2 protein-coding genes, 2 tRNA genes and 2 rRNA genes (1 of these 6 cut by a window edge) are annotated in these 7,539 nt (G+C 60.2%); 2 read left to right on the top strand and 4 right to left on the bottom strand.

Features of this window, described 5'->3' with window-relative positions:
• The 4 genes from ABIC03_RS22640 to ABIC03_RS22625 form a co-directional block, all read right to left on the bottom strand.
• Positions 1 to 342: ribosomal RNA gene (locus ABIC03_RS22640) — 23S ribosomal RNA — on the bottom strand; it reaches 2,531 nt to the left of the window's first position.
• 420 nt (positions 343 to 762) lie between these two features.
• Positions 763 to 838: transfer RNA gene (locus tag ABIC03_RS22635), tRNA-Ala, on the bottom strand.
• Between the two features lie 33 nt (positions 839 to 871).
• A tRNA-Ile gene (locus ABIC03_RS22630) sits at positions 872 to 948 on the bottom strand.
• 188 nt (positions 949 to 1,136) lie between these two features.
• A 16S ribosomal RNA gene (locus ABIC03_RS22625) occupies positions 1,137 to 2,625 on the bottom strand.
• Together the 16S and 23S rRNA genes with 2 tRNA genes alongside form the textbook arrangement of a ribosomal RNA operon.
• 1,049 nt (positions 2,626 to 3,674) lie before the next feature.
• On the opposite strand from ABIC03_RS22625, the gene ABIC03_RS22620 reads away from it, so the two are divergent.
• Entirely contained in the window at positions 3,675 to 5,738 is a 2,064-nt protein-coding gene (locus ABIC03_RS22620) for a peptidoglycan DD-metalloendopeptidase family protein (protein ID WP_354061184.1), read from the top strand.
• Between the two features lie 174 nt (positions 5,739 to 5,912).
• Positions 5,913 to 7,532 carry an NHL repeat-containing protein gene (locus ABIC03_RS22615; RefSeq protein WP_354061182.1) on the top strand — a complete coding sequence of 540 codons (1,620 nt, stop codon included), beginning with the start codon at positions 5,913 to 5,915 and terminating at the stop codon, positions 7,530 to 7,532.
• The last annotated feature ends 7 nt before the right edge of the window (positions 7,533 to 7,539 follow it).

The following is a 7,539-nucleotide window of genomic DNA, read 5'->3' as shown; positions in this document are numbered from 1 at the left end:
TTGATGTCCTTTCCTCCAGGTACTTAGATGTTTCAGTTCCCTGGGTTTGCTTGAAACCTCCTATGTATTCAGAAGTCTCATACCTTCTTTTGATAACCGGAAATCCAAAACCTCTTCGATCGAAATCTAAAGGCTTAGGCATCTCACATTTCTGTTCGAACCCCACACCACAGTCTTTCGACTGAGGTCTTGGAGTTCCGGCTATCGAAGGTGGGTTTCCCCATTCGGAAATCCATGGATCAAAGCTTCTTCGCAGCTCCCCACGGCTTATCGCAGCGTAGCACGTCCTTCATCGCCTCTCAGCGCCAAGGCATCCACCGAACACCCTTAAGGCACTTGATTGCTCTCATTATCAATGTCCACACACTCGGCAGAATGTTGTCTGCAGAATTACCAAGAAACCTAAGTCTCTAAGGCACGCGCCCTCGATGAACGCTATCTGCAGCCGGACAATGATTAGAAAGACCAGCTTGCTTCGTAAGATCGTTCCGATAGCGAGGCGGTCAAGCTTCGCTAAAAGGATCATTTACAACTCGCTTGTCTTCAGATGCAGCCTTGTGAGCTGCCCTGGAAGACGCACGAGCGCCGAAATGATCCGGAGATAATGAAGTATCGCGCAACAATTGCTTGTTGCCCGATCCAACTCGGATCGATCTCCTCTTTACGATGTCAGAAATCACGCAGCTTACTGTCCATCCGGACTAGTAAGTGCGAAGTGATGTTTCGCGGACGACGGTATGAGTAGTCGGTGATCAAACCATCTGGTGGAGCCAGACGGGATCGAACCGACGACCTCATGCTTGCAAAGCACGCGCTCTCCCAGCTGAGCTATGGCCCCGTAACCAGAAGACGAATGCTCACTCGATGAGTGTGGTGGGCCTGGGAAGACTTGAACTTCCGACCTCACGCTTATCAAGCGCGCGCTCTAACCAACTGAGCTACAAGCCCCTAACGCATATCCAGTCAAGGACCAGGGATTCTGCAAGGTTGCAGCCCCAGCGCGTGTTCGTCCGCGAAGAAAGAGAAACGAAGACGGCGAAATCCCGCCAATGCAGCTCAACGATCCTGACGACCGTTGGCCACTGATGTTTCTAAAACGGTTCGATAGAAGCAAGCTTCTGAAGAACCATCCTTAGAAAGGAGGTGATCCAGCCGCAGGTTCCCCTACGGCTACCTTGTTACGACTTCACCCCAGTCGCTGACCCTACCGTGGCCGGCTGCCTCCCTTGCGGGTTAGCGCACCGTCTTCAGGTAAAACCAACTCCCATGGTGTGACGGGCGGTGTGTACAAGGCCCGGGAACGTATTCACCGTGGCGTGCTGATCCACGATTACTAGCGATTCCAACTTCATGGGCTCGAGTTGCAGAGCCCAATCCGAACTGAGACGGCTTTTTGAGATTTGCGAAGGGTTGCCCCTTAGCGTCCCATTGTCACCGCCATTGTAGCACGTGTGTAGCCCAGCCCGTAAGGGCCATGAGGACTTGACGTCATCCCCACCTTCCTCGCGGCTTATCACCGGCAGTCTCCTTAGAGTGCTCAACTAAATGGTAGCAACTAAGGACGGGGGTTGCGCTCGTTGCGGGACTTAACCCAACATCTCACGACACGAGCTGACGACAGCCATGCAGCACCTGTGTTCCAGGCTCCGAAGAGAAGGTCACATCTCTGCGACCGGTCCTGGACATGTCAAGGGCTGGTAAGGTTCTGCGCGTTGCGTCGAATTAAACCACATGCTCCACCGCTTGTGCGGGCCCCCGTCAATTCCTTTGAGTTTTAATCTTGCGACCGTACTCCCCAGGCGGAATGCTTAAAGCGTTAGCTGCGCCACTAGTGAGTAAACCCACTAACGGCTGGCATTCATCGTTTACGGCGTGGACTACCAGGGTATCTAATCCTGTTTGCTCCCCACGCTTTCGTGCCTCAGCGTCAGTATCGGGCCAGTGAGCCGCCTTCGCCACTGGTGTTCTTGCGAATATCTACGAATTTCACCTCTACACTCGCAGTTCCACTCACCTCTCCCGAACTCAAGATCCTCAGTATCAAAGGCAGTTCTGGAGTTGAGCTCCAGGATTTCACCCCTGACTTAAAGACCCGCCTACGCACCCTTTACGCCCAGTGATTCCGAGCAACGCTAGCCCCCTTCGTATTACCGCGGCTGCTGGCACGAAGTTAGCCGGGGCTTATTCTTGCGGTACCGTCATTATCTTCCCGCACAAAAGAGCTTTACAACCCTAGGGCCTTCATCACTCACGCGGCATGGCTGGATCAGGCTTGCGCCCATTGTCCAATATTCCCCACTGCTGCCTCCCGTAGGAGTTTGGGCCGTGTCTCAGTCCCAATGTGGCTGATCATCCTCTCAGACCAGCTACTGATCGTCGCCTTGGTGAGCCATTACCTCACCAACTAGCTAATCAGACGCGGGCCAATCTTTCGGCGATAAATCTTTCCCCGTAAGGGCTTATCCGGTATTAGCACAAGTTTCCCTGTGTTGTTCCGAACCAAAAGGTATGTTCCCACGCGTTACTCACCCGTCTGCCGCTGACGTATTGCTACGCCCGCTCGACTTGCATGTGTTAAGCCTGCCGCCAGCGTTCGCTCTGAGCCAGGATCAAACTCTCAAGTTGGACTTGAACTTTGAACCGGCTGATCACAACGTTTTGACGAGGTCCCACCATTTTTCATCGACCGAAGTCGATGAGCTGCCCGCGATTCACATCGCTGGCAACGATGGTGTAACCTTAAAACGTGTACCGCCGAAGTCTTTCGTCCGGCCCCGATTCAAAAAGCCGAAGCTCTTTAAATGCGAGACCCGCAAGGACTCCGCCGTCCACGTTTCTCTTTCTTCATCTTCACTTGTCAAACAGCCCGGGACCAGGAGGCCCCAACCTTCCAGAGAGGAAGGGTTCCGACACCCTTACCGACGATGGATGAACTCCAATCGACTTACGTCGACTGTTGTGTCACTCAACAAGGTGAGGAGCATCAGTGGCGCGTTCGCTCGCCTTGGTCAGTGACCCGGCGGCGCCGCGCTCAGTGGTCGGGTTATAGGCCCCACCCATCGGGGTTGTCAACGCCGATTGTCAGAAAATCGTCGCACGGTGGATTGTTGCGAAAACATTGGCGATTCCAGTGAGTTAGAGAGGCGCCGAGCGGCTGGATCGGGCCGGCGCGGAGAAAGAACCCAAAAAAAGTTTGGGCCCGACGGGGCTCCGGAGGTGGCATGGAGGAGCCTTGAAGGCGGCTCGGTCGCGACCTGACGCGGCTAGGGGCGCCCGCCCGTGGAAGGCCCCTGGCGCCCGGCCGTTTAGCGAAACTTTTCCATATTAGGCGCCGTACTTGAGCCACAATCCCCCGGCGTTCTGGTACAGACAAAGCTTGAATCGCAGGGATGCCAGTGGGGGCTGCCAGCGGTTCGTGTGGGGTCAGAGGAAGGCGATCATCCGATGAAGCGGCCTTCTTCAGACATTCGAGACACATCGAGAGATCTTTTTCCGCTTAGCTGTTCGTAATTTCGGCCGGTCCGTCATCTGGGCCTTCTGACCGCGGACGCCTATGCGGCTTGCCTTTTCCAGAGACGCCCCGAAGAGGGCGGCGTAAGGAGGGGCTTGAGACAGGACAGCTCGGAACGGGCGCTCGAAATCGGGCTCTCGGGTCGTTGATTGGGGGACTTGGGTTGAACCACAGGACGTCACGCGGCGCTTACGGGCGTGAGACCGGGATCATCGATCTCGGCCACGAGCCGCCGCTGTCCGTCGATGGTTCCGAAGCCGCGGTCATCGATCGCCGCCGTGTCTCGGTGCAATGGTTCAGCGGGACGATTCTAACCGGACTTTGCGGCGCAGCCCTGATCGGCGGCGCCGTTTTCGCTTCGCTCGATGGCGAGATGACCTTCGCCAAGGTGCCGGAGCGCGTCGAAGGCGCGCTGCGCGGCGCATTCGGCGCAGCCGATCGCGCCGCGACGCTGCACAAGAGCGACCGCCTGCCGCCCCCGAACGAATCCACGGCCTCGCGCAACATCGTGCGCGTCTCGACCGTCGCCCGCGTCGGCAACCGCGACGTGATGCGGGTACGTCCCTTCATCCGGATCGCCGGCAATCTGTCGATGACGACGAGCGATCTGTCGGCGAAGATCCCGCCGTTCAACGCCCAGCGCCTTCTCACCGATGTCGGCTCCGATCCGAAGACGGCATCCGAGGATCCGAACAATCCGGAAGCCGTCGAACCCGACGCCGAGGTCTCGTTCGTCACCAAGGACCTCTCCCAGGTGCTGCCGAAAGCCAAGATTTCCGCAGTGGTGGCGCTCGACGACATCCTGATGCGGGTGCGCGATGCCGCCAATTGGCGCGGCAATGGCGGGGTGCGTTACGCCGCGCTCTCCAATGCTGCGGCCGACGTCTCCGGCGCGACCGGCCCGTCCGAGATCAGAAGCGCCTATGCCACCGAAGTGTCGCCGTCCGATCCCTATGCCGGCTTCGAGACGCGCGTGGTGCCGGAGAACGTCACGCTGCTGCCGAAGACCAAGGAACAGATCACCGGCGGCAATCCCAACGGCGAACGCGTCCACGTGGTCAAGAAGGGCGACAGCGTCGCCGGCGTGCTGCGCGATCTCGGCGCCACGGCCGAGGAGATCAAGGCGATCACCGCGACACTCGGTCCGCGCGGCCGCGACGGCGGCCTGAAGGAAGGCGAGAAGCTGCGCATCCTGATGGCGCCCGCAAGCCCCGGCGCCCGTCTGCAGCCCTACCGCGTCGTGATCGCCAACGAGACCATGGTCGAGGCGATCGCGGCGCTGTCCGATCTCGGCAAATACGTCGCGGTCGACGTCTCCAGCATGAATACCGTCGCCGAGGCGGCGGCGAACGCCAACAGCGACGACGATGACGACGATGACGGCACGGGCGTGCGGCTCTATCAGAGCATCTACGAGACCGCGATGCGCAACAAAGTGCCGATGCCCGTCATCGACGACATGATCAAGATCTATTCCTACGACGTCGATTTCCAGCGCAAGGTGGCGCCGGGCGATTCATTCGACGTGTTCTACGCCGGCGAAGACGAAGGCGTGACCGCGAGCGAAAAGAACGACGTGCTGTTCGCTTCGCTCACGCTCGGCGGCGAGACCAAGAAATACTACCGCTACCAGAGCCCCGACGACGGCGTCGTCGACTACTATGACGAGACCGGCAAGAGCGCGAAGAAGTTCCTGGTGCGCAAGCCCGTCAACAACGCCATCATGCGCTCCGGCTTCGGCGGCCGCCGTCACCCCATCCTCGGTTATGTGAAGATGCATACCGGCGTCGACTGGGCCACCTCCTACGGCACGCCGATCTTCGCTTCCGGCAACGGCGTGATCGAGAAGGCCGGCCCCGAGGGCGGCTACGGCAAATACATCCGCATCAAGCATAACAACGGCTACGAGACCGCCTACGGCCACATGTCGGCCTTCGCCAAGGGCATGGAGCCCGGCAAGAAGGTGCGGCAGGGCCAGGTGATCGGCTTCGTCGGTTCGACCGGCGCGTCGACCGGCCCGCACGTCCACTACGAAATCCTGGTCAACGGCCGCTTCGTCGATCCGCTGCGCGTAAAATTGCCGCGCGGCCGCTCGCTGGAAGGGCCGATGCTGGCCGGCTTCGAGAAGGAGCGCGACCGGCTCGATGGCATGATGAGCGGCCGCGCCGGCGCGATCGCCCGGATGTCAGACGCAACCGGCGGTCCGCTGCAGGTCACCAACCGCTAAAGTCGGCGAACCGGCCGAGATCGGCCGGACATCTTCAAACACGATCCGGACTTCAAACACGATCTGGATTTCACGTCGTCGCGCGACGCCCGCTTGGCGGCGTCACAACGTCAAGTTTCGTTTGCCAAAGCGGAATGAGGAGCGAATACTTTCCAAAAAACGGGAGGTCTCGCCATGAAGAACAGGCTCGCCTGCGCAGCCTTCGTCGCTGCGATTGTCTCCGCAACCGGCGTTTCGGCCGAAAACTACGAGGTCACCCGGCTCGTCCCGGGCTCGGCGTTCCACGGCGTGCACGGGCTTGCGATCGACAAGGCCGGCCATCTGTTTGCCGGCAGCGTCGCGGGCGCGGCGCTCTACGAGGTCGACATCGCCGCCGGTACCGCCAAGGTTGCAATCCCCGCTCCGATCGGAATGGCGGACGACATCGCGTTCGCGCCCGACGGCACCATGGCCTGGACCGGATTCCTGGCCGGCGATCTCTATTCGCGCAAGGGCGACGGCCCGATCAAGAAGCTCGCCAGCGGCCTTCCCGGTATCAATTCGCTCGCCTTCCGCAAGGACGGCAGGCTGTACGCCACCACCGTGTTCCTCGGCGACACGCTCTATGAGATCGACGTCGAGGGCGTCAAACCGCCGCGCCAGATCATGGAGAAGATGGGCGGCCTCAACGGCTTCGAGTTCGGTCCCGACGACAAGCTCTACGGTCCGCTCTGGTTCAAGGGACAGGTCGCAAAGGTCGACGTCGACAAGGCCGAGCTGACCGTCGTCGCCGACGGCTTCAAGGTCCCGGCCGCGGTGAACTTCGATTCCAAGGGCAATCTCTGGGTGGTCGACACCGCGCTCGGCCAGCTCGTTCGGGTCGATCCCAAGTCGGGCACCAAGACCATGGTCGCGCAATTGAAGCCGTCGCTGGACAATCTCGCGATCGACGACAAGGACCGAATCTACGTCTCCAACATGGCCGACAACGGCATTCAGGAGGTCGATCCGGCGACCGGCCAGGCGCGGCAGGTCATCATCGGCAAGCTCGCTTTGCCCGGCGGCATCGGCGTCACGTCAGAGAGCGGCAAGGATACGATCCACGTCGCCGACGTGTTCGCTTATCGCACGGTGGACGGCGCGACCGGCGAGGTCATCGAGAAAGCCCGCATGCACGCCGCCGGCGTCACGCTCGAATATCCGATGAACGCGACCGCGAAGGGCAACGATGTGGTGCTGTCGAGCTGGTTCACCGGCACGGTTCAGGTGATCGACGGCAAGACCGGCGCCACCCGCGACATGCTGCACGGCTTCAAGGCGCCGCACGACGCGCTCGTGCTCGCGGACGGCAGCATTCTGGTGGCCGAGCTTGGCACCAAATCGCTGGTCCGCGTCAGCGGCGAGCACGGCAAGGACCGCACCCCGCTGATCGGCGGCCTCGAAGGCCCGGTCGGGCTCGTCGGCGGATCGAGCGGCGAGGTCTTTGTCACCGAAGCCTTCGCGGGCGTCGTGTCCAAAATCGAGACGAACGGCGAAAAGACCGTGCTCGCCAAGGACCTGAAAATGCCCGAGGGGATCGCACGCGCCAGGGACGGCAAGCTGATCGTGGCGGAGGTCGGTGCCAAGCGATTGATCGAGATCGCGCCGGAGACCGGCAAGGTCACCGAGATCGCCGCCAATCTTCCGATCGGCCTGACGGGTGCGCCCGGAGGACTGCCAACCCACATCCCGACGGGCGTCGGCATCGGGGAATCCGGCACGATCTATTTCTCTTCTGACATCGAGAACGCGATCTACAAAGTCACGAAGAAATAAGTCCCCG

The sequence above is a fragment of the Bradyrhizobium sp. RT6a genome (assembly GCF_040547675.1).
Classification (GTDB): Bacteria; Pseudomonadota; Alphaproteobacteria; order Rhizobiales; family Xanthobacteraceae; genus Bradyrhizobium.
This window is presented reverse-complemented; position numbering and strand designations above follow the sequence as displayed.

Coding starts and splice junctions, on each gene's coding strand:
- ABIC03_RS22615 (WP_354061182.1), top strand. CDS start 5,913: ATGAAGAACAGGCTCGCCTGCGCAGCCTTCGTCGCTGCGATTGTCTCC.